Here is a 1,770-nt window from a genome sequence, read left to right on the forward strand (position 1 = left end):
TCAGGCACACAAAAAAAGGGGAATAATGCCCCAGACACCCAACAATGCACCAACATACAAACAATTTACTTTTTACAACTGTGCACGGCACGTGTGTCACAAAGCGCCATTCAAACACTTGGCCTTGTCTTAAAAGGTGTATGTTCCACCCGGACAATTTTCACAAAAGGTCGGCAGCATGACACTCGCACACTCAACCAACCAAGGATGCAACTGCACCCACAAATAAAAGCTCCTTAGAAAGGAGGTGATCCACCCGCACCTTCCGGTACGGGTACCTTGTTACGACTTCGTCCCAATCGCCGATCCCACCTTCGACGGCTCCCTAACAAGTTTGGGCCACCGGCTTCGGGTGTTACCAACTTTCATGACGTGACGGGCGGTGTGTACAAGGCCCGGGAACGTATTCACCGCAGCATTGCTGATCTGCGATTACTAGCGACTCCGACTTCATGGGGTCGAGTTGCAGACCCCAATCCGAACTAAGGCCGGCTTTCAGCGATTCGCTCCACCTCACAGTGTCGCTGCGCGTTGTACCGACCATTGTAGCATGTGTGAAGCCCTGGACATAAGGGGCATGATGATTTGACGTCATCCCCACCTTCCTCCGAGTTGACCCCGGCAGTCTCTCATGAGTCCCCAACCAAATGCTGGCAACATAAGACAAGGGTTGCGCTCGTTGCGGGACTTAACCCAACATCTCACGACACGAGCTGACGACAACCATGCACCACCTGTACACCAGCCACAAAGGGAAAGACTATCTCTAGCCCGATCCGGTGTATGTCAAGCCCAGGTAAGGTTCTTCGCGTTGCATCGAATTAATCCACATGCTCCGCCGCTTGTGCGGGCCCCCGTCAATTCCTTTGAGTTTTAGCCTTGCGGCCGTACTCCCCAGGCGGGGCGCTTAATGCGTTAGCTACGGCACGAAAGTCGTGAAAAGACCCTCACACCTAGCGCCCACCGTTTACGGCATGGACTACCAGGGTATCTAATCCTGTTCGCTACCCATGCTTTCGCTCCTCAGCGTCAGTAACTGCCCAGTAACCTGCCTTCGCCATCGGTGTTCCTCCTGATATCTGCGCATTTCACCGCTACACCAGGAATTCCAGTTACCCCTACAGTACTCAAGTTATGCCCGTATCGCCTGCACGCCCGGAGTTAAGCCCCGGAATTTCACAGACGACGCGACAAACCACCTACGAGCCCTTTACGCCCAGTAATTCCGGACAACGCTCGCACCCTACGTATTACCGCGGCTGCTGGCACGTAGTTAGCCGGTGCTTCTTATCTAGGTACCGTCACAAAAAGCTTCGTCCCTAGCGAAAGGAGTTTACAACCCGAAGGCCGTCATCCCCCACGCGGCGTCGCTGCATCAGGCTTGCGCCCATTGTGCAATATTCCCCACTGCTGCCTCCCGTAGGAGTCTGGGCCGTATCTCAGTCCCAATGTGGCCGTCCACCCTCTCAGGCCGGCTACCCGTCGCCGCCTTGGTAGGCCATTACCCCACCAACAAGCTGATAGGCCGCGAGCTCATCCTACACCGAAAAAACTTTCCAACCATCACACTAAAAATGGCTCCTATCCGGTATTAGACCCAGTTTCCCAGGCTTATCCCGAAGTGCAGGGCAGATCACCCACGTGTTACTCACCCGTTCGCCACTCGAGTACCCTGCAAGCAGGGCCTTTCCGTTCGACTTGCATGTGTTAAGCACGCCGCCAGCGTTCGTCCTGAGCCAGGATCAAACTCTCCACAAAAAAATTTCAGAA

1 protein-coding gene and 1 rRNA gene are annotated in these 1,770 nt (G+C 54.4%); one reads left to right on the forward strand and one right to left on the reverse strand.

The features are described 5' to 3' along the window. Positions 1–240 (forward strand): hypothetical protein (locus QP934_RS11225; protein WP_419127569.1); only part of this gene is annotated, 240 nt, incomplete at its 5' end. On the opposite strand, the gene QP934_RS11230 is transcribed toward QP934_RS11225, so the two are convergent. Continuing rightward, positions 241–1,758: ribosomal RNA gene (locus QP934_RS11230) — 16S ribosomal RNA — on the reverse strand. Positions 1,759–1,770 lie beyond the last annotated feature (12 nt).

Origin of the sequence: Corynebacterium sp. MSK122, assembly GCF_030229435.2 — a bacterium.
GTDB classification, from domain to species: Bacteria; Actinomycetota; Actinomycetes; order Mycobacteriales; family Mycobacteriaceae; genus Corynebacterium; species Corynebacterium marquesiae.